We start from the raw sequence: 19300 nt of genomic DNA on the forward strand, positions 1-19300 counted from the left end.
TCGAGAGCGCATCGCAGCCGCGGACGACGACTCGTCCGAACGACCCACAGATTCGCTCAGTCGCTCAAGGTGACATCCGTGCCCAGTAAATCGATGGCTGACCTCGAGGCGATGGTCGGCGACTCGCGGGTCACCGTCGAGGAGTTCCGGATCGAACGGGGGAAAGTCGAGGAGTTCGCACGGGCGATCACGGATCCAAATCCGGTGTTTCGGGACGGAGCCGTTGCCCGCGAGCGTGGCTACGACCGTCTTCCGGCCCCGCTGACGTACGCCCGCGTCAGCGCATTTCCGCGGTATCGGGCTGACGGCGTCGAGGGCCACGGCTTCGACCTCGGATTCGAACCCGAATACGTTCTCCACGGCGAGCAGGCCTACGAGTACGAACGACCGCTCCAGGTCGGCGACGTTCTGACGGGGACGACGACGCTCACAGAGGTCTACCAGCGCGACGGCGGTCGCGCCGGAACGATGACGTTCGCCGTCCTCGAGACGGCATACCGGGACGACGCCGCCGAGCTCGTCCTCACGGAGCAGGCGACCGTGATCGAAACCAAGGATGCGGTACAGGACACCGCAGAACGCGGCGAGACAGCGGCTGACTCGAACGATGTCGACAGCGAAACGGCGTCACCGACGACCGGGTTCGAATCGGCTGTCGAGGACGGTCCTGCGGTCACGGCTCTCGACGAACTCGCCGTCGGCGATGCTGGGCCAAGGATCGTCGTCGAAGACGTCACACGCCAGCAGTTCGTGAAGTACGCGGGCGCGAGCGGCGATTTCAACCCGATCCACTACGACGAGTCCTACGCCCGCGCGGCCGGCAATGAAAGCGTCTTCGGGCAAGGAATGTTCACGGCTGGGATCGCCTCACGGGTCGTCACCGACTGGGTCGGCCTCGAGTCGGTGTCTGCGTTTGGCGTCCGATTTCAGTCCCCGGTCGTTCCCGGCGAGACGATTATTGCGAGCAGCAAACTCGTCGACAGCCACCCCGACGACGGAGTCGTCGAGGTCGCTCTCGAGGCGACGAACCAATACGGTCGGACGTTACTGACGGGGACGGCAACGGCCTCGGTCGACAGCTGATCGGCCGTCACGGGCCTCGAGACGGCTCCCATAGGCACCAGCGCCGCCGACACATCGCTTCACTGGACTGTGCTCCTCGAGCGTGACGTGTTCGATGATCGTTCTGGATCCCGAACACCCGCTGAAGCTGTTCGGTCGCGCACAATGCTTGCACCTTTACTAATACTGTTGTCCGCCTAACGTGTTGGTGGGATGAGTGTCATGACTCGACTCCGACGGTTCGCCAGTACCAGTGGGGAGCTGTACGAATGTCGGAACTGCGGCGAGAAGTTCGACTCCGACCGCGAGGAGTGTCCGACCTGTCGATCGAGAGAGATCGCTCACTACGAGTTTTGAGCCGGGTAGACGGACATAGAAAGCGGCTGTCCGGCTGATCGACCACCTGTCGTTCGGTTCGTCCGATACTCTCTGCCGATCACTGTGTCTCCTCGCTCCCATCAGCGCCTGCCTTGAGCCACTAGTCTAAAACTCTCCGGCCCCGTCGATTCGGTATGGACGAGCCAGACCCAGCCGTGACGGAGTCGCCACCCCTCGAGCAGGACGGCACCGCTGTCTCACCGAGTGAGATGGGGGCGGCGACGTTCGGAATGGGCTGTTTCTGGGGACCGGACGCCCGGTTCGGTGCGATGGAGGGCGTCGTTCGAACACGCGTCGGCTACGCTGGCGGGACGACCCCGACGCCACGATATCACGCTCTCGGTGATCACACCGAAGTCGTACACGTCGTGTACGATCCCGAGACCGTCACCTACGACGAGTTGCTCGAGGTGTGTTGGGCGAACCACGACTGGGCGTCGAGAGCACCCAAACGACAGTATCGCGGCGTCGTTCTCACCCACGACGACCACCAGCACGAGGTGGCCACGAACCAGCGAGCCACACTCGAGGAGCGAACCGGCCAGTCGGTCGAAACCGCGATTGAACCGTTCGATCAACTGTTCCTCGCGGAAGACTATCACCAGAAGTACGAACTTCGCTCGACACCGGTCGTCGGCGACGAACTCGCGGCACAGTACGGCGACGCGTTCGTTGATTCGACAGTCGTAGCCCGACTCAATGGGTTCGTCGCTGGCCACGGAACACCAACCCAGCGAAACGAGGTTCTGGCGAGTCTGGATCTTCCACCGAGGCTGCTCGAGGAACTTCGGCGGCGTTTCTGATACTGCCAAACTATTCACGCACCGATCGCACGCGAACGCTCGTCGCGGACGTGACGAGCCGTGAGACGCGATCGGGCGGTTACTGACGGTTGTCAGGCAGTGTGAGCGACGTCTGGCGAACACGACGTCGCAAAGACCCCAGACGCCGCTCGTCCTTTTTTTATATGTCGGCCTCAAACTGTCGGGTATGACTGGCGGCGATCAATACAAACTGTTCGGCGTGTACGTTTCGGGGCCAGTCGCCGACGCACTCGCTGACACACTCTACGACGAAGCGGGCGTCGTCGACCCCGAAACGTACTTCGATGACAGTATGGATTCAGTGCCTGCCGGTGACCCCGGTGGCGAGGTGACAGCTGCACTCGTCGCGGACATCCGCGCGTCGTTTACCGACCTCTACGACCAAGCCGACTTCGAGTCCGCTGCAGCCGTCGCGCCTGATGCGTTCACCCTCGTCCATCTCGCTGCCACCCCGCAGACCGTGACCGAGGTTCGCGAGCGCTTCCGGGCCGCCGCAACTATTCAGGAAACCGACCTGCGGACGGTTCAGACCGCGATTCTCGCCGCAGCGCTCGATGTGGAGACAACTGTATAGCTCTCGAGTCGACTGCCGCTCTGTCGACCACTCGAGTCACTTGGCTGCCCACACCGCCGTGAGCTACTCGGCAGGATTGCGTCGCTCGATCATGCCGTGTGCGAGCCACGAAATGACGACGTCTCCGTCCTGATTGATGCCCTCGAGACGGGTGTCGACGTACCCCCGCTTGGGATCGCTCTCGGAGACGCGTTTGTCGACGACTTCTGTCCGAACCGACAGCGTATCGCCCGGCGTGACGGGCTGTTTCCAGCGGAGTTCGTCGACGCCACGGGCGCCCATGCCGGCCTGTTCGTTGAGCGCACCATCGACGAGCAACCGCATGCAGATCGATGCGGTATGCCACCCGGACGCGATGAGTTCACCGAACGCGGAGTCAGTGGCAGCCTCTTCGTTGACGTGAAACGGCTGTGGGTCGTACTGCTCGGCGAACTCGACGAGTTCGTCTTTTGTGACGTGATACTCACCGAACTCGTCAACAGCGCCGATTTCGATGTCTTCGTAGTACTGCATCTGTTACAACTGTGTCGCACGCGAACAAGAGTCTATGGACGGCGAAACCCGACGGCAGCGTGGTGGTATCCGGATTCAGGCTTCCTGTAGATCGTAGATACTCACCCAGTGGTCGGGATAATCCTTAATCGTTCATCTCGATCGTGAAATCTGTCTCGGTGTACAGCCCACCAGTACTGGACTTGCTTGTGCTTTGACAGACACAGTTACGGGAGGTTTCTGAGCCGCTGCAGTTGTCGAAGCACTGGTCCGCCGACAGCATCACCGGCTCGAGCAAGGATCACCGTCCGATCGGTTCGTTTGATGACAGCCCTCGGGATCGACCCAACGAGTCGTCGGTGCAATGCCCCCTGGCGTGTCGCACCGAACACCAGGACGTCATGGTCGGCCACTTCGTCGACGAGCGTCCCGACAATGTCGTCGCTGTCGTGGAGCCGTATCTGCACGTTGACACTCGGCCCTGGGGTCTCCTCGAGGGTCAACTGTACGTCGACGGTCGACTCCTGTGCGACGTCAGTACTGACGTCGGCGCCAGCAACGGAGACGACGGTCACCGTGGCGTCGTTGCGAGCGGCGATCGCCTTTGCGATGGTGGCTGCCGGACGAACGTGTGGGCCGCCAGCGACCGGCAGCAGGACCGAGTCGACGCCGTTTGCCTCGCTGCCGATCCGTTCGACGTAGAGATCACAGGACGCTCGCTCGAGCAGCCGATCCACGGTCGTCCCGAGCACCGCGTCGGTCCGCCTACGGCGCTCCTGCCAGCCGACCACGAGCGCCCGCGCGTCAGTTCGTTCGATCGCTGTCAGGAGGCCATCGGACACCGAGTTGCCGACCACCAACTCGCCGGTGACCGTCACGTCCTCGGGCGCGACGCTGGTTGCTCGATCCAGCGTCTCCTGTGCGTCGCCCGAGTACTGCTCGATGATCGCGTCGTCAGTGTACACCGAAAACGGCGATTCGTGGGACTTGACCACCACCGAGACGATCTGCACGACGCCATCGGTTGCTCGAGCGAGATCACCGGCCGTCCGAGCCAACTGCTCGGCGTGCTCGGGGTTCGAGATTGCAACCAGTACCGGCCGTTCTTCCGATGCCGTCGCCATGGTTGGTATTTGGCACCAAGGGACTGAATACTCTCGGATACAATTTGATGACAGTCGTCTCGAGCAGAGAAATCGGCTGGACTAAAAGAGGTCGTCCGTCGTCTCTGCAGCTCGCAGCTTTCCGAGCGTCGTATCGCGACGGGATTGTGGATACTTGGATTCGAACGGTATCGGGTCTTCCAACTCGTAGAATGACTCTCGCTCGAATCGAATTACTTTCTCGCCCGCTCCAACATCGTAGTTATCCAACCCACGTTCGATGTCTGCCTCGTGCGGTTCCACGATGTCGTCGACTTCCGCAAAGAACCGGATTTCACGATTCGCTCCGGAAACGTACATCGCAATGTAGTCGAACTCTCGTCCCACTCTAACGAATCCCCATGCTGCGTTCTCTCGCAGGAACTCGAGGCCGGACTCTTGGGTCGGGTAGACAGCGACCGTTGCATCTTCGTCACCCTCGAGGGCGGCTCGTGGGACCGTTCCGACGAGCTTGCTCCGTTGTGACTGTTGGGACTCGTCCTCATTCGGTTCTGTTTCCGCTGGTGGATCGACTGGCGATTCACCAGTACCGGTTGCAGACGCTTCGTTGACGAACTGGCGCTGGTCCCGAAGCGCCGAAACCAGCCGCTGGACGAACTCTCGAGCCTGCTCGTTCAGATCCAACGGCACAGTTCCGAGTTCGTTTTCAACTGCGTCACTAACCCTCTCTGTTACTTCGTCCTCGTTTCGGTTGAGATACCGAATTGCCTCGTTCGTCTGTGCCACCTGTGCAGCGATCTCACCCGCCTTTCCGGAGCGGATCGCCTCCTTGGAAAGCAGTTCCAGCACGCTCGGATTCCCAGCGAGATCGTCAAGATTGAACTGCACAACCGACACTTCTGCTCCATTACTGCTGTGGTCTTTCGCGAGCACCTCGAATTCCGTTCCGTTTGTGAGAATTCCCCAGTCCACATCAAGTTCTTGTCGCATGTAGCTCTGTAGCTGCTCGACATGCTTCGAACTGAGCGTTGAATTGGCCGCTTTCGCTTCGACAAAAACCACCGGCGAATCTCCGACGAGAAGGGCATAGTCGACGTACGTACTTCCGGACCCCATCGGAACCGTGTATTCGAGGTCGACTTCAGTCGAGTACAGGTCCCAGCCGAGCAGTTCGAGCAGCGGCTGAACGAGCCGCACTTTTGTATTCTGCTCGTTCATTTGCGGGGATGCCTCGAGCAGTTGCTGTGACTGCTCGACGTACTCCGCCACCTCGTCTGTGTTCATGTGCACCAGCGGTTGGAACACCAGTTACAAATAAGCAGTCGGAATCGCTGCTCTCTCCAACTCCGTAGACGAATCCAGGTCGGTTACCACAGCACTCAGATCTTGTGAAACGGTTCGGTACAAAAGCGGTGGGTTGGGACAGATTTGAACCACGCCGAGACGTGCTCGCTCACGTCCGTTCGCTGTGCGCGACTCGTCTGGTTCAAATTGCCATCTCCATTTCTGACGACACGGACTCGTCGCTACGCTCCTCGTCGTTGTGTCGTCAGAAATGGGTTGGGGCAGATTTGAACTGCCGACTTCCTCCGTGTGAAGGAGGTATCATAACCGGACTAGATCACCAACCCGCACGAAATGATTCCCGGGCGTTCGACTTAAGACTTCCTTTCATCGGTCGTCGACAGCCCCGTCCGACCCCATTACCGAACTCGGCGCTCGAGCACGCTGCCAACGCTGCGTACGCGTCGTTCGGTGGTCTGCTCGAGCCGCTCGAGACCCGTTTGCACCCGCTCGAGACGATCCGGCTCGGGGGCTGGCTCCCGTCCCAGCCGAACTCGAAGCGCGGTCAGGTGGGGTCGAAGGGTTTCACGGACGCCGAGTGTTGCGTGTTTGCCGGCTCGCTTGGCGTAGTAGAGGCTGTCGTGGAAGTGTTTGTTCATGACTCTCAGACAGTCTGGAGGCGACCAGCGAATATAGCCCTTTCGCAGACGACAGAAAGCGGCTCGGGACGGCTTCGACACGCAGACCGGTGGCTGAACCGTTATCGGTCGGCCTCGAGGACCGCAGACAAAAGACGTGGATAACAGCGGTTCGTCTCAGTACTGTGGCTGTTCTTCGCGTTCGCCGTCGCGTTTGTTCACGACACGAGCGAGGGTGAACAGGCCGTCAGAGAGACGGTTCAAGTACTGGACGGCTTGTTCGTTGATCGGTTCCTCGTTGGCCAACGAGACTGCCCGCCGTTCGGCGCGTCGGCAGACCGTCCGTGCGTGGTGGATTTTCGCGCCGTGTTCGCTGCCAGTCGGCAGAATAAACGAGGTCAGTGGCTCGAGTTCCTCGTCGTACTCGTCGATCCACGCCTCGATGGTGTCGACGTGTTCGGCGCGGACGACGGGGTCGTCTTCGTCGGGGTCGGGGTTGGCAAAATCCGCCAGGACGACGTGGAGCTGATTCTGGATCGTCCGCAGTCGCTCGTTGATGTCGTCGTGGTCGGTCGGTCGAATTGTGCCGATGAGGGCGTTGAGTTCGTCGACGGTACCGTACGCTTCGATGCGGGCGCTCGATTTCGAGACCCGGGTCATATCTCGGAGATCAGTCTTCCCCTCGTCGCCACGACCTGTGTAGATCGACATACCCAGTTCGACGGACGGAGAGTACTTAACTTCTGTCAGGCGGGTTGTGTGATCGCTGCCTCATCAGTGGTCCGACAACGGATGCCGGAATCAGTATCTTCAACACACACCGTACGCAACACCCGACCATGGCTATGGAACTCGAGCACTACTGTCCGGACTGTGAGACTGAGGCAACGTTCTACCGCGCCGCGAGCACGACGTTGCACCTCGGCGAGAAGGTCAAATGGCACTGTCCAGAGTGTGACTACGGCTTCGTTCAGATCAGCGACAACGGGACGGCCGTCGACTCGAGCGCGTAACGGACTGCGACTGCACCCATTCTTCTCGTCGACTCGAGCGCGTAACGGACTGCGACTGCACCCATTCTTCTCGTCGACTCGAGCGCGTAACGGACTGCGACTGCACCCATTCTTCTCGTCGACTCGAGCGAGAGGTACAGAGTCGAGCTCTCGAGTCGACACGCACACTACCGATCCATCGTGGACCGTTCGTAGGCTGGCGAGACTGCACGGATCGTGTTTGCGACGTGTTGGAGCTCCATACCGAGCAAGACGACGACATCGGAAAGCGATACGATGCCGACGAGGTCGCCGTCGTCGACCACGGGGAGTCGACGAACGCCTTTGGTGGACATGAGGTCGACGAGATCGTAGACGCCCGCGTCGGCGGGCACCGTCAGGAAATCCTCGGAGACGATTTCGGCGACTGGCGTCTCTCTCGTGGCCCCGTTCTCAGCGAGGACCTCGAACGCGAGGTCTCGATCGGAGACGAGGCCGAGCGGTTCGTCCGCCGAGACAACGATCACGCTCCCGACCTGCTCGGTTCGCATCGTCTGGACCACATCCGAAAGCGTCGCGTCCGGTTCGACAGTAACGACAGTCCCACGAGCGATATCGATGACGGCCATACGCACATCTCATCGCTCAGCGACACAAGTGTTCCCCTGGTTCCAGGGCTGCAGTACCGCGTTTAACGCTCGACTCGAGCCGCTTTAGTCCGGAGTCTCGTGGGGGTAGAGAAACGACTGAATGGACATGCCCATCGTATAGCCGGTCTCGAGCAGGTGTGCAGTAACGGTCAGTGGCGATGAGAACTGCCCTGCTCACGGTTGAACACCAGCGTCTTCACGCGTCGAACCACGGCGAACGCATAAACAGATACGACTGCTAGGAAACTACGTATGCAAGGGCGCAGACTGGCAACGACGGACGAAATCATCGCGATCGTCAGCCCCGACAGTGAGGGGGCGCTCGAGACACTCACTGACTGGACCGCCAAGCACGATATCGGCCTCTCGAGCGTCGACGTCGGCGACGATGTTGGAAGGGTGTACAACGAAAACCGTGCCACGCTTGGCGTAACCCTCGGCGGTGACGGGACCTTTCTGGAGGGTGTCAAAACGTTCGCGCCGCGGAATATTCCACAGCTGGGCGTCAACACGGGAACGCTTGCGTTTCTGGCTCGTGTCGAGCCCGAAGACCTCGAGGACGCCCTCGAGGAGGTGTTGTGCGGGCGAGCCGCAGTCGACAGCCGCCAGCAGGTCCACGTCACTGCGCCCGGCGTGGACGCGACGGGAATCAACGATGTCATGATCCAGCAGGTGCCCCCGGAGAACCCCATCGACCGGAAGGTGGCGCGACTCGACGTCTATGCGGACAACGAGTATATCGGTGAGTTCGAGGGAACGGGGCTTGCCGTCTCGACGCCGACTGGCTCGACGGGGATCTCGCTGTCGGCGAACGGCCCGGTCCACTACCCGGTGAACAATCACACCCTCCAGATCGTCCCGCTGCATACGCACAATCTCGGCGTCAGACCGATCGTCGTCTCTCCCGAGACGGAACTGCGAATTATCACGAGAGGACAGGCCAGTCTGCTGGTTGACGGCGGCCGCGCCCACACGATCTTGAGCGAGGACGACGAGATGACGATCACAGGTGCTGCAAAACGCGCCCACGTCGTTCGAACGAGTTACGACGACCACTTCTTTACAGCGATCACGAAGAAACTGGGCTGGAATCTCCGGGAAGCAGCGGTGCCACCCGAGAAGAAACTCGAGACAACGTCATCCCCGAAACCGACTGCAGCGGACAGCGAGACGGACACCGTCAAACATGCGCTCACGGTCGCCACGGAAGCCGCCAGAGCTGCCGGCGAGCCGCTACGAGAACTCCACGGGCAGGTCGAATCGGTCGATGTCAAAAGCAACAAATCAGACATCGTCACCGAGGCCGACCACCAGGCCGACCGGATCATCACGACCGCCGTTGGCAACGAGTTTCCAGACCATGCGATCTTCTCCGAAGAGAGCACCCGCCAGACCGGCGAGGATGCGGACTATCTGTGGGTCATCGATCCACTCGACGGCACCGGGAACTTCGCACACGGCAACCCCAACTACTCGATTTCGGTCGCACTGATCGAAGACGACGAGCCGGTGATGGGGGTCGTCTACGTCCCCGAGACCGACGAGTTGTTCACCGCAATCGCGGGCGAGGGTGCCTGGCGCGACGGCGATCCGATCCGGACCACCGACCGGGAGCGACTCGACGAAAGCATGCTCATTTCGGGCTACGACCCCGACGGCATCTTCCTCTCGCATTTTTACCAGGAGTCACGCGGCGTCCGACGGCTCGGCTCGGCCGCGCTCAACCTCTGTTATCTCGCCAGCGGCAGCGCTGATGCGATCTGGGAACACGACACACATCCCTGGGACATCGCGGCCGGCCTCATCATCGCCCGTGCCGCCGGCGCGACGATCACAGATGAATCGGGTGCCCCCTTCGAGTTCACCCTCGAGACTGACGAGCGACGGGCGCTGCTCGGTTCGAACGGCTCGCTCCATCCCGCCTTGCTCGAGCATTTAGAAGACGGGCTCACGACGCCAGCGAAGTGACGACCTGAAAAACGGCTCCGGATCACCGTCGAACGATCCAACAGGCTGAAACCAAAGACTCCGGGGAGCAGATCGAGTCCAGCGGCGCGATTACTCGTCCTCGAGCGCGTGCCAGGACAGCCGCGGGTTGCGGGCGGCACTGGTCTGGTCGATCCGGCGCGCGGTCGTTCGGCCAGGGGCAGCCTCGAGCGCCTCGTCGTCTTCGTCGGCGACGGCGTTGAACGCGGCGGCGAGGCGATCCAGCGTGGCCTTGCTTTCGACTTCCGTCGGCTCGGTCATCAGCGCCTCAGGGACGATTTCGGGCCACTTGGTCGTCGGTGGGTGGACGCCGTAATCGAGCATGCGTTTGGCGACGTCGGCGGCGTCCTGGTCACCGGCGCTGGCGACGAACTCGTGGTGGAACGGCTCGTAGGGAACGTCGTACTCGAGTTGACTCGCGAGATAGTTCGCGTTCAGGACGGCTTTCGCGCTGGCGTCAGTGAGTCCGTCGTCGCCCAGTCGCGCGATGTAGGCGAAGGTCTTGACGAGGACGAGCCAGTTGCCCTGGAATCCGTGCACCTTACCGATGGTGTGGTCGGGCTCGAACAGTTCGTAGGTTGGCTCGCTTGTGCCGCTCTCGCTTTCGCGCACCCGGGGTGACGGCAGGAACGGGGCGAGTTCGGAGACGACACCGACTGGGCCGGCACCGGGGCCGCCGCCGCCGTGGGGCGTCGCGAACGTCTTGTGGACGTTGTAGTGCATCACGTCGAAGCCCATATCTCCCGGCCGGGCACGGCCGAGCAGGGCATTCAGATTCGCGCCGTCGTAGTAGAGCAACCCGCCGACGTCGTGGACCATCTCGGCGATTTCGGTGATGTCGCGTTCGAACAGGCCGAGCGTGTTCGGATTCGTCAGCATCAACGCAGCCGTCTTCTCCGAGAGGGCAGCCTCGAGCGCCTCGAGATCGACCCGTCCCTCGTCGTCGCTTGGCAAGGAGACGACGTCGTAGCCGCCGAGTGCGGCGGTCGCGAAGTTCGTCCCATGAGCGCTGTCGGGGATGATGACCTCGTCGCGATGGCCCTCGCCGTTGTGCTCGTGGTAGGCCGCGGCGACACGGATACCGACGAACTCGCCGGCCGCACCAGCAGGTGGCTGGAGCGTGACGGCATCCATCCCGCCGATTCGGCCCAGATAGTCCTGCAGGCGGTACATGAGCTCGAGGCTCCCCTGCGTCGAGCGCTCCGAGCGGTCCGGGTGGACGGCCACACTCGGCAGCGCCGCCACGTCCTCGGTGAACTTGGGATTGTACTTCATCGTACACGAGCCAAGCGGGTAGGGGCCGCTGTCGATCCCGTAGATCATCTGGGAGAGGCGCGTGTAGTGGCGCGCCAGCTCGGGTTCGGAGAGGTCGGGCAACTCGAGGCGATCACGTGTAAGGTCGTCAGGAAGCGGCGAGTCGTCATCGTCGCCGATCTCGACGCGGGTGAGATCCTTCTCGGCGAGCAACGGCTCGTACTGGCCGTTCTCGACGTAGCGAGCCTGGTCGTAGCGAACCGATCCGTCTTCGGGCGTTTCTGCGTTGTTGGTCATTGTACCACCTCTTTGAACGCGGCAACAAACCGCTCGAGTTTCGCATCCGACACGCCAGCGACACACATCTGAATCTCGTGTTCACCGACGACGTGGACCGCAAAGCCACGGTGCTCGAGGTCTTCGGCGATCGGGGCTGCGGGCTGGTCGACGTGGGCGACGAACTCGCGGAAGTGACGCCGGTCGTGGACTGGGGCCGTGACACCGGTCAACTCGTCGAGTCGCTCTGCAAGATCCTCGGCGCGGGTCACGCCACGTTTTGCGAGGTCGACCATACCGTGTGGCCCGAGCGACGCGGCGTGAATCGCGGTTCGGAGCGCAACCCACGCCTGATTCGTACAGATGTTACTCGTTGCCCGCTCTCGGCGAATGTGCTGTTCGCGGGTCTGTAAGGTGAGCGTGTACGCACGCCGGTCGGTCGCGTCCTCGCTGGCCCCGACCAGTCGGCCGGGGACCTGCCGGAGGAAGTCCTCGCGCGTCGCGAACAGGCCGAGCCCCATCCCGTAGCTGGTCGGCAGCCCGAGCACACTCGCGTCGCCAACGACGACATCGGCACCGACATCCGCCGGCCGCTGGAGCAACGAGAGTGCAATCGGGTCCGAACCGAGAACGTACAGCGCGTCGTGGGCCGTCGCGAGGTCGCCGATCGACTCGAGTCCCTCCTCGATCGTCCCGCGGACCGTCGGGTTCTCGGCGTAGAGCATGACGACGTCCTCGTCGACCATCCCCTCGAGACCCTCGAGGTCGACAACACCGTCATCGAGGGGGTACTCCTCGACGACGAGATCCGTTCCGGCGACGTAGTTCTCGAGCGTCGAGCGCCGGCCCTCGAGCAGGCGGTCGGGAACGAGCACGCGGTGGCCGCTTGTCTCCCGAACGCGCTCGGCAAGGGTTGCGGCTTCGCCGAGTGCCGTCGCCGCGTCGTACATCGAGCAGTTGGCAATCTCGAGACCGGTCAACTCGACTAGCAGCGACTGGTACTCGAAGAGAACCTGCAGGAAGCCCTGCGAGACTTCGGGCTGATACTGCGTATAGGAGGTCAAAAACTCCGAGCGATCCGCGAGATGGTTGACCAGCGACGGAATGTAGTAGCCGTAGTGGCCACGACCCAACAGCTCCGTCAACGTGTCGTTGCGCCCCAGGATCGAGCGTACCAGTCGTCTCGTCTCCTGTTCTGATCGGGAATCGATACCGAACGCATCGTCGAACTCGACAGCTGTCGGAATGTCGAAGAGGTCGTCGACCGTCTCGACGCCGATGGCCTCGAGCATCCGTGAGCGTTCCTCGGTAGTGTGGGGAGCGTATGGACTCCCGGTGGCGTCAGATCCGTGCATAGTAGTACTGGCCCCGACCGACCGAACCAGACGAGAGACATCTGTGCCGCCTGCTCGAGTCGAGTCGAGGCATGATACGTGTGCGTAGTGGTCATAGGGTAATGAACGCACCCCTTCGGCGGCGGTCGTATCGAGCTGCTGACCGACACACGGTGGCTACGACGGAGTGTCGGTGTCGGAATCGGTTTCGGTCTCAGCATCTGTCTCCCCGTTCGGCTCGGACACCGCTTTTTCAGCTGTCTCCTCCTCGGTCGCGTCGGGGGATGGCGCTCGCCCGTCGTCAGCCCCTGTGTCTGCCTCTCGATCTGGTGCTTCTCGAACGCCGGTTTCTGTGTCAGTGTCGACAGCAGCGTCGTCGGCCGAACTGTCCGCCGCTGAGACAGGATCTTTCTGGGCTCGTTCTCGAGCGACCACGTCGAGGGTGACTTTCGCGCCGCCGAGGACGACGGGGCCAATGAATAGCCCGACTGCGCCGAAGACGATGAGGCCGCCGAAGATTCCGACAACGATGATTGCGGAGTTGAACGCACTGGTTCGGCCGATCAGCGCGGGCCGCAGATAGGTGTCGGAGGCACTGACCAACGAGCCGTAGACGACGAGCGCCGCCGCGGGGATGAACTCGCCGACGGCAAGCAAGTAGACCGTAACCGGGAGCCAGATTCCGAACGCACCGATCAGTGGGAGCAACGCGAAGACGAACGTCCCAACGGTGAGCAAGACAACGGCGGGGACGCCAAGAACAGCCAGCCCGACGCCAAGCAACACCGCCTGAATGGCTGCGACACCGACGTTACCGATCACGGAGGCCCACATAAGCTGGTCCAGTTCCGCGAGCAGTTCCTGTTGAATCTCGTCGTCGATCGGGACGACCGTATGGCTCCATGCGACGAGCCGATTGCCGTCTCGCAACAGCGCAAAGAGCACGAACAGCGTCACCGTAATCCCGATAAGAATGCCCGGGAGCCCACTGACGAACTCGATTCCACTGGTCGCAAGCCCCTGTAACCCGGCTGCGATCGGCTCCTGATAGATGCCGTACATCTCTACCAGATCGACGTCGACACCCGTTTCCTCGAGTTGCGCCTCGATGTCGTCGATGTTTAATCTCCCATCCTGTACCGCGCCGACGAGTTCGAGGGCCTGCCGGAGCGCGATTGCGAGTACGTACGCAACCGGTAGGAGGATCGCAAGGATGGCGACGACGACGAGCGTGAGCGCAGCAGTCATCGGTCTGACGACGCGCTCGAGGCGTCGCTGTGCCGGTTCCAGAATGTACGCGAGGACGACTCCGAGGAGGACGTACTGGAGATAGGGCAAGATGATAACGGCGGCGAGTGCGACGCTGACCAGCGCAAGGACGGTCAACGCCCGCCCCTCGGAAAGCCACCCCGACGCATCGGCCCGGTCGGACATATCCGACACTATGGCTGTGCTAACGCATTAGTCCACTGACTGGTTGCAGTTCGTCGACCCGACCAAGGACGCTGTTCGGCGAGCACACGAGATGGACGATCCACGTCAGTCGTCGAGCAACGGCCGCGAGGAGTTCGTGACGACCAGGAGGCTGCTCGCCCCCATCGCGAGGGCCGCGAACAACGGATTGAGCAGTCCCGTCACGGCGAGTGGGATCGCAATCGCGTTGTAGCAGAACGCCCAGCCGATGTTGCCTTTGACGCGTCGATCAGTGGCTCGAGCGAGTTCGAAAACGGTGTCGACCGAGCCCAGGTTGTCGTCGACGAGGGCGACGTCGGCTGCGTCGGCGGCCATCGCGGTGCCACCGCCGAGCGCGATTCCGAGGTCGGCGGCCGCGAGCGCTGGCGCGTCGTTGGTCCCGTCGCCGATCATGACCGTCTGGCCGCGTTCTTTGAGTCGCTCAACAGTCTCGGCTTTCCCCTCCGGTGGCACACCCGCAAACACCTGATCGACGGATGGGTGCTCACGGAAGCGACTCGCAGCTTTCGCGTCGTCACCAGTGAGGATGACGACGTCGGTGTCGGTCTCCGAAATCGCTGTCAGCGTCTCCGCCCACTCTCCGCGGAGTTCGTCACCGACGACGATGACGCCCTCCGCAGTCCCGTTCCGACCGACGGCGACCGGAACCTGCCCGGTCTGTCGACCGTCGTCGATCTGTGTGGCAATCTCGTCGGGCACTGTCCAGCCACGATCGGTGAAGAGGTCCGGATGGCCGACGATGAGCTCCTCGCCGTCGACGATGCCGCTGACGCCGTTTCGGTGGGACTCAAACGCCGTCACGCGGTCGTTCTCTGTGGTCGACGCTGACGCCGACTCCGACTCCGTCGCTGTCTCCTCGAGCGAGCCCCCGTCGGTGACCGGTCGATCGGCGGCGATCGCCTGCCCGACCGGATGGGCGGACTGGGCCTCGAGCAGCGCCGCCTGCGCCTTGAGGTCGTCCTCACAGTCGGTCTCGACGACGGTCATCTCGCCGGTCGTCAGCGTCCCCGTCTTGTCGAAGACGACGGTGTCCGCGGTACGGATGCGCTCGAAGACGCTGTCGTCGAAGACGACGATCGAGCGCTCCAAGGCATCTCGAACGCCAGCTGCGACCGCAAGCGGCGTCGCCAGCCCGAGTGCACACGGACAGGAGACGATCAACACCGTCAGACCGATGAGCAACGCAGCGGCCACCCCGTAGCCAACGGCAAGATACAGCGTTGTGACAACGATCGAAAGCACGAGCACAAGCGGGACGAAAATCGTCGCCAGCTTGTCCGCGAGTTTCTGGATGCCGTGGGTGCCACTCTGAAGATCCCAGACGAGTTCGGTGATGCGATCGAGACTGCTGGTCGCGTTCTCCCCGACGCGGACGGTGACCGCACCGTCGGCGACCATCGAGCCACCGACGACGGCGTCGCCGGGGGTCTTCCCGACCGGCAGTGACTCGCCCGTGATAACTGCCTCGTCGACCGCGGCCTCGCCGTCGACGACGTCGCCGTCGACAGGGATCCGCTCACCGGCCCGAACCAGCACGTGATCGTCCGCCTCGAGATCGGCAACAGCGACGTCGTCGTGGCTTCCGTCGTCGCGAACCCGACGGGCTTCGTCGACCTGAATCGAGGTGAGATCCGAGAGGCGCTCGGTCGCTTGCTGTTTGATCGTCGTCTCGTAGTAGTTCCCGACGGAGACGATGACGATGATCGCCACGGTGACGTCGTAGTAGATGTGGGGGCCGCTGACGACGACCGAGAGCGTACTGTAGAGATACGCGCTGACGGCCGCGATCGCAACGAGCAGATCCATGTTCGGCGATCTGGTTCGGGCACTGACGTACGCTCCCTGCAAGATCGGCTTTCCTGTAACGGCCAACACGATCGTCGTGAGGGCGGCGATAACGAGATAGAACGGCGTCGCAAGCGAGCTCGCAAGCGTCGCCTCGAGGAACTCCGTCGTCCGATCGTCGTAGAACAGCCCGCCGAAGTAGATCGGGTAGATGAGCACGATATACTGCAACATCACCATCATGCCCATGAGCGCACCGACGACGACCCGCCCCATCGCCCAGTTGTCGGCTTTTCGGCGGCTGAACGCGTCTTCGCGGTCGTAGGCGCTGTATCCGAGGCCGCTGATCGCGTCCTGTAGCGCTTCCTGTGAGACCGTCTCCGGATCGTGGTCGATTCGCACTGTGTCGGTGACGTAACTCGCACTCGCGTCGCTGACACCGTCTGTATCGCGCGACACTGACTCGATAAACGCCTCACAGGTCGCACAATGCATCCCGTCAACCTCGAGAAACGTCGCCTCGTGGTCAGCAGGCACCTCTCGTGTGTGGCGCTGGTCGTCGGCAGTCGCTCGAGCACGACGAACATCGTCGGCATCGACGTCGACCTCGAGGTCGCCGAGTGTCTGATAGACATCTCGACAGCCCACACAGCAGAAGTCGTTACCGTCGTCTGTCACGCCGCTGCCCTCGACAGGGAGGTCACACAGCGTGCAGCCAGTCTCGTTTGGTTGGTCGTGGTCGTTCGTCATCGTGATCTGGGAGTGTGTGCCGCGTCAGTGATGGTCGTGTGCGCCCGGCGTGTCGAGTCCTTCGTAGAACGGGAGCTCCGGATGTGGGACGTGGAACCCGAGGCTCATCAGTCCATGGGCAAACAGGATGTAGCCAAGCACGACGAACGCGACGCCGAGCAGCCGGTGAACGCGCCGTCGGTGGACGATATCGACGGAGTCGATGAACGTCCCGTAAGCGAAGACGGCCGGAATCGTCCCGATTCCGAGTGCAGCCAGCGCGAGTGCACCACCCGTCGGCGAGCCGGTCGCAAACGCGTACAGAAACGCCGGGTAGAGGATTGGACAGGGCAAGAGGCCGTGTAACGCGCCCAGCCCAACGATTCCGGGACCGTTCGCCAGCCGGTGAACCCGTGCCGTCAGCCAGCCGACGACCCGCTCGAGGCCGGGAACGTTGACACCACCAGTCGTTCGTCCGAGCAAGTAGTAGACGCCAGTGGCGATAACGAAGCCGCCGATGACGAGCCCAACACCGCCTCGGGCGAAGTCGACGATCGGCGAGAGTTCAGCCGTCGTGATGAGCAACAGGCTTCCGAGGGTGCCAAACGCCGCACCCAACAGCGTGTAACTCGCTGTCCGACCGATATTGAACAGCGCATGCTGGCGCACTTCGTAGGTCGTGAGATGGCCCCGCTGGCTGCTGTTACCGCTGTCCATCTGTCCTGCATAGACAGTCACGAGTGGCCCACACATCCCGATACAGTGGGCACCGGCCAACAGACCGATTACGAGAAACAACAGCACATCGACGCCGAGGAGTGTGAGTGGATCCATACGTAGTCGTGTATCGAACGCGTGTCGTTGTTCAAACTAGCAACTCGAGGAGGTAATCGGTTTCGCCTCGGCACGATAGCCGCATCCGCGTCGAAAAGAGCCGGATCTCGAATCGCGTGTGTGTCGCCGTCGTTATTCGACGTACCGGTACTTCCGTTCGCCCATTCGGCCCCAACCGTCGAAGACGAACTCCGCTTCGGGCGTCGTGAACTCCTCGACGTCGACGTCCATGTCGTGGTTGTGGACGTCGTGGATCTCCTCGTAGTCCTCCCAAGAGAGGTCATAGCGCGCTTCGAGCTGGGCGTCGACGTTCAACGCCTCGATCTCTTTTTCCCAGGTGTCTTGGACGGTTTCGGCGTGGATCTCGGCCTGGGCACCGCTACCGTAGGAGCCGACGAGCATCGTCTCGCCAGCAAGATCCTGGCCGTTCTGGAGGGCGTACTTCATCGCGCTCACACGGGCGATGTGGACGGAGCCGGTGTACCAGTTGCCGACCTCGCGAGAGAGCGTCAGCGTTGGGTCGATGGTCTCGGCGTACCACTCCTGATACCGATCGGTTTCTTTGAGCGCGTCCATGTACTCGCGGACGGCGTCGTGGAACGACTCTTTGTCGTCGAACGCCTCGGCACGGGGCTGGCGGCCGATTTCCTTGGCGAGTTCCTCCTCGATCGCGGTGTCACGCGTGACGTGTCGGTACGCGAGCATCGCCGCCTTTCGGACCATTCCCGGGAACGGGGTGTGGAACGGCGCGAACGCGAAGTCGTCGGGGTGGACGTCGCCGGCGACGCTCTCGTAGTCCTCGAGCGCTTCGCGCATGCGAGCGAGATACACCTGTACCGAGCGTTTGCCGTCGACGGAAGGGAACTGCTGGTTTGGTTTGAGGAAGTCAGTCTCGTCAGCCGACCCATACCCCTGATCGGTCGAGAGTTCGACGAGATCAGGATCTTCGGAGATGTACATCGCGACGGCACCGGCACCCTGGGTCGCCTCGCCGGCGTCACCGCGGGCGTACAGCGCCGTGTCGGTTGCGATCACGAGCGCGCCGCGGCCACGATTTCGGCCCGCACGGATCCAGTTGTAGGCGTCGTCGAGACTCTGTGTGCCCGCGATACAGGCGAACTTCCGTTCGCCTTTGTTCGCGTGGTGGAAGTCGCCGTCGTACACCTGCTCTAAGCAGCCAGCGACGTACGTCGAAACCGGCTTCGAGTTGTCGAAGGCGCTCTCGGTCGCGACGTCGATACGGCCGATATCGTCGGGCTCGAGACCCTTGCGCTCCATCAGTCGGTGGGCAGCGTTTGCGCCCATCGTGACGATGTCTTCGTAGCTGTCGGGGAACGAACTCGCGTTGAGACCGAGCCCTTTCGTGTACTTTTCGGGGTCCTCGCCCTTCTCGGGCGCGAACGTTCCCGGCAAGTCGAGTTTGAGATTCCCGGTCCAGATCTCGATGGCGTCGATACCGACTGCTGTCATAGCTACTGAATATTGCCGAGGGTATATGATATTGTCGTTCGATAGTTCGACAGTCGTCGTAATCGTGTGGGAGAAGCGTCTGGATGTCGGCTTGCGGAACGGATCCGCTCTCGAGTCCCAGCACGGGTCGGTGACGGGAGCTGTTGAACAACGTCTGCAGTA

Annotated in this window: 18 protein-coding genes and 1 tRNA gene; 6 read left to right on the plus strand and 13 right to left on the minus strand. The window is 62.1% G+C overall.

The window, feature by feature from the left end; genetic code table 11:
• The first annotated feature begins 93 nt into the window (after positions 1-93).
• From DV706_RS16355 to DV706_RS16365, 4 genes are all read left to right on the plus strand, one after another.
• The gene (locus DV706_RS16355) at positions 94-1083 is read left to right on the plus strand and encodes an FAS1-like dehydratase domain-containing protein (protein ID WP_006067829.1); all 990 of its coding nucleotides are present in this window, start codon (positions 94-96) and stop codon (positions 1081-1083) included.
• A gap of 201 nt (positions 1084-1284) precedes the next feature.
• Complete coding sequence (locus DV706_RS22350; RefSeq protein ID WP_006067828.1) at positions 1285-1419, plus strand: hypothetical protein; 135 nt, start codon at positions 1285-1287, stop codon at positions 1417-1419.
• A gap of 155 nt (positions 1420-1574) precedes the next feature.
• Positions 1575-2243 (plus strand): peptide-methionine (S)-S-oxide reductase MsrA, encoded by a 669-nt coding sequence (msrA, locus tag DV706_RS16360; RefSeq protein ID WP_006067827.1) that lies wholly within the window; start codon positions 1575-1577, stop codon positions 2241-2243.
• Between the two features lie 187 nt (positions 2244-2430).
• Positions 2431-2838, plus strand: coding sequence for a hypothetical protein (locus DV706_RS16365; RefSeq protein ID WP_006067826.1), 408 nt, complete (start codon positions 2431-2433; stop codon positions 2836-2838).
• 63 nt (positions 2839-2901) lie between these two features.
• Here DV706_RS16365 and DV706_RS16370 read toward each other — a convergent pair whose 3' ends face one another.
• The 6 genes from DV706_RS16370 to DV706_RS16395 form a co-directional block, all read right to left on the minus strand.
• The gene (locus tag DV706_RS16370) at positions 2902-3351 is read right to left on the minus strand and encodes a MaoC family dehydratase (RefSeq protein WP_006067825.1); all 450 of its coding nucleotides are present in this window, start codon (positions 3349-3351) and stop codon (positions 2902-2904) included.
• Between the two features lie 206 nt (positions 3352-3557).
• Complete coding sequence (locus tag DV706_RS16375) at positions 3558-4454, minus strand: universal stress protein (RefSeq protein ID WP_006067824.1); 897 nt, start codon at positions 4452-4454, stop codon at positions 3558-3560.
• Between the two features lie 81 nt (positions 4455-4535).
• Positions 4536-5717 carry a type I restriction enzyme HsdR N-terminal domain-containing protein gene (locus tag DV706_RS16380; RefSeq protein ID WP_006067823.1) on the minus strand — a complete coding sequence of 394 codons (1182 nt, stop codon included), beginning with the start codon at positions 5715-5717 and terminating at the stop codon, positions 4536-4538.
• Positions 5718-5989: 272 nt separating this feature from the next.
• A tRNA-Val gene (locus DV706_RS16385) sits at positions 5990-6064 on the minus strand.
• A 72-nt stretch (positions 6065-6136) separates the two neighbouring features.
• Positions 6137-6376 (minus strand): DUF7553 family protein, encoded by a 240-nt coding sequence (locus tag DV706_RS16390; protein WP_006067822.1) that lies wholly within the window; start codon positions 6374-6376, stop codon positions 6137-6139.
• A 156-nt stretch (positions 6377-6532) separates the two neighbouring features.
• The gene (locus DV706_RS16395) at positions 6533-7066 is read right to left on the minus strand and encodes a cob(I)yrinic acid a,c-diamide adenosyltransferase (RefSeq protein ID WP_006067821.1); all 534 of its coding nucleotides are present in this window, start codon (positions 7064-7066) and stop codon (positions 6533-6535) included.
• A 128-nt stretch (positions 7067-7194) separates the two neighbouring features.
• Here DV706_RS16395 and DV706_RS21835 point away from each other — a divergent pair, with 128 nt between their 5' ends.
• The gene (locus DV706_RS21835) at positions 7195-7368 is read left to right on the plus strand and encodes a DUF7838 family putative zinc beta-ribbon protein (protein WP_169331124.1); all 174 of its coding nucleotides are present in this window, start codon (positions 7195-7197) and stop codon (positions 7366-7368) included.
• 167 nt (positions 7369-7535) lie between these two features.
• Here DV706_RS21835 and DV706_RS16400 read toward each other — a convergent pair whose 3' ends face one another.
• Positions 7536-7976 carry a CBS domain-containing protein gene (locus DV706_RS16400; RefSeq protein ID WP_006067819.1) on the minus strand — a complete coding sequence of 147 codons (441 nt, stop codon included), beginning with the start codon at positions 7974-7976 and terminating at the stop codon, positions 7536-7538.
• Between the two features lie 273 nt (positions 7977-8249).
• Here DV706_RS16400 and DV706_RS16405 point away from each other — a divergent pair, with 273 nt between their 5' ends.
• Positions 8250-9965 (plus strand): NAD(+)/NADH kinase, encoded by a 1716-nt coding sequence (locus DV706_RS16405; protein WP_006067818.1) that lies wholly within the window; start codon positions 8250-8252, stop codon positions 9963-9965.
• Between the two features lie 90 nt (positions 9966-10055).
• Here the strand turns inward: DV706_RS16405 and gcvPB are convergent, their stop codons facing one another.
• The 6 genes from gcvPB to hmgB all read right to left on the minus strand — a co-directional run bounded on the left by gcvPB (position 10056) and on the right by hmgB (position 19138).
• Entirely contained in the window at positions 10056-11534 is a 1479-nt protein-coding gene (gcvPB, locus tag DV706_RS16410; RefSeq protein ID WP_006067817.1) for an aminomethyl-transferring glycine dehydrogenase subunit GcvPB, read from the minus strand.
• Complete coding sequence (gene gcvPA / locus DV706_RS16415; protein ID WP_049889997.1) at positions 11531-12868, minus strand: aminomethyl-transferring glycine dehydrogenase subunit GcvPA; 1338 nt, start codon at positions 12866-12868, stop codon at positions 11531-11533. Before gcvPA ends, gcvPB begins: the two co-directional genes overlap by 4 nt.
• 156 nt (positions 12869-13024) lie before the next feature.
• On the minus strand, positions 13025-14281 hold the full coding sequence (locus DV706_RS16420; protein ID WP_006067815.1) for an AI-2E family transporter: 1257 nt from the start codon (positions 14279-14281) through the stop codon (positions 13025-13027).
• 105 nt (positions 14282-14386) lie between these two features.
• Positions 14387-16855 (minus strand): heavy metal translocating P-type ATPase, encoded by a 2469-nt coding sequence (locus tag DV706_RS16425; RefSeq protein WP_006067814.1) that lies wholly within the window; start codon positions 16853-16855, stop codon positions 14387-14389.
• A gap of 24 nt (positions 16856-16879) precedes the next feature.
• Positions 16880-17668, minus strand: coding sequence for a sulfite exporter TauE/SafE family protein (locus tag DV706_RS16430; RefSeq protein ID WP_006067813.1), 789 nt, complete (start codon positions 17666-17668; stop codon positions 16880-16882).
• 132 nt (positions 17669-17800) lie between these two features.
• Complete coding sequence (gene hmgB / locus DV706_RS16435) at positions 17801-19138, minus strand: hydroxymethylglutaryl-CoA synthase (protein ID WP_006067812.1); 1338 nt, start codon at positions 19136-19138, stop codon at positions 17801-17803.
• Positions 19139-19300 lie beyond the last annotated feature (162 nt).

The organism is Natronorubrum bangense (assembly GCF_004799645.1).
In the GTDB taxonomy this organism is placed as follows: domain Archaea; phylum Halobacteriota; class Halobacteria; order Halobacteriales; family Natrialbaceae; genus Natronorubrum; species Natronorubrum bangense.

Excerpts from the sequence above, each read along its gene's own strand:
- DV706_RS16420 (WP_006067815.1), bottom strand. The coding sequence starts at position 14,281 with ATGTCCGACCGGGCCGATGCGTCGGGGTGGCTTTCCGAGGGGCGGGCG.
- hmgB (WP_006067812.1), bottom strand. The coding sequence starts at position 19,138 with ATGACAGCAGTCGGTATCGACGCCATCGAGATCTGGACCGGGAATCTC.
- DV706_RS16405 (WP_006067818.1), top strand. The coding sequence starts at position 8,250 with ATGCAAGGGCGCAGACTGGCAACGACGGACGAAATCATCGCGATCGTC.
- DV706_RS16370 (WP_006067825.1), bottom strand. The coding sequence starts at position 3,351 with ATGCAGTACTACGAAGACATCGAAATCGGCGCTGTTGACGAGTTCGGT.
- DV706_RS16395 (WP_006067821.1), bottom strand. The coding sequence starts at position 7,066 with ATGTCGATCTACACAGGTCGTGGCGACGAGGGGAAGACTGATCTCCGA.
- DV706_RS16425 (WP_006067814.1), bottom strand. The coding sequence starts at position 16,855 with ATGACGAACGACCACGACCAACCAAACGAGACTGGCTGCACGCTGTGT.
- gcvPA (WP_049889997.1), bottom strand. The coding sequence starts at position 12,868 with ATGCACGGATCTGACGCCACCGGGAGTCCATACGCTCCCCACACTACC.
- DV706_RS16400 (WP_006067819.1), bottom strand. The coding sequence starts at position 7,976 with ATGGCCGTCATCGATATCGCTCGTGGGACTGTCGTTACTGTCGAACCG.
- DV706_RS21835 (WP_169331124.1), top strand. The coding sequence starts at position 7,195 with ATGGCTATGGAACTCGAGCACTACTGTCCGGACTGTGAGACTGAGGCA.
- DV706_RS16365 (WP_006067826.1), top strand. The coding sequence starts at position 2,431 with ATGACTGGCGGCGATCAATACAAACTGTTCGGCGTGTACGTTTCGGGG.
- DV706_RS16390 (WP_006067822.1), bottom strand. The coding sequence starts at position 6,376 with ATGAACAAACACTTCCACGACAGCCTCTACTACGCCAAGCGAGCCGGC.
- DV706_RS16355 (WP_006067829.1), top strand. The coding sequence starts at position 94 with ATGGCTGACCTCGAGGCGATGGTCGGCGACTCGCGGGTCACCGTCGAG.
- DV706_RS16430 (WP_006067813.1), bottom strand. The coding sequence starts at position 17,668 with ATGGATCCACTCACACTCCTCGGCGTCGATGTGCTGTTGTTTCTCGTA.
- DV706_RS16380 (WP_006067823.1), bottom strand. The coding sequence starts at position 5,717 with ATGAACACAGACGAGGTGGCGGAGTACGTCGAGCAGTCACAGCAACTG.
- msrA (WP_006067827.1), top strand. The coding sequence starts at position 1,575 with ATGGACGAGCCAGACCCAGCCGTGACGGAGTCGCCACCCCTCGAGCAG.
- DV706_RS22350 (WP_006067828.1), top strand. The coding sequence starts at position 1,285 with ATGACTCGACTCCGACGGTTCGCCAGTACCAGTGGGGAGCTGTACGAA.
- DV706_RS16375 (WP_006067824.1), bottom strand. The coding sequence starts at position 4,454 with ATGGCGACGGCATCGGAAGAACGGCCGGTACTGGTTGCAATCTCGAAC.
- gcvPB (WP_006067817.1), bottom strand. The coding sequence starts at position 11,534 with ATGACCAACAACGCAGAAACGCCCGAAGACGGATCGGTTCGCTACGAC.